The sequence below is a fragment of the Enterobacter soli genome (assembly GCF_964208575.1).
Taxonomy (GTDB): domain Bacteria; phylum Pseudomonadota; class Gammaproteobacteria; order Enterobacterales; family Enterobacteriaceae; genus Enterobacter; species Enterobacter soli_A.
On record NZ_CAXOFU010000056.1, the window covers coordinates 1 to 266 of the forward strand.

A 266-nucleotide genomic window follows, 5' to 3' on the forward strand; every position below is an offset into this window, starting at 1 on the left:
GCCCTGGCAGTCAGAGGCGATGAAGGACGTGCTAATCTGCGAAAAGCGCCGGCGAGGTGATATGAACCTTTGACCCGGCGATGTCCGAATGGGGAAACCCAGTGTGTTCCGACACACTATCGTTAACTGAATACATAGGTTAACGAGGCGAACCGGGGGAACTGAAACATCTAAGTACCCCGAGGAAAAGAAATCAACCGAGATTCCCCCAGTAGCGGCGAGCGAACGGGGAGCAGCCCAGAGTCTGAATCAGCTTGTGTGTTAGT

At 53.8% G+C, this 266-nt stretch carries 1 rRNA gene; it reads left to right on the plus strand.

The window, feature by feature from the left end:
- Position 1: 1 nt before the first annotated feature.
- A 23S ribosomal RNA gene (locus tag AB6V08_RS23205) occupies positions 2–266 on the plus strand; the annotation flags it as partial.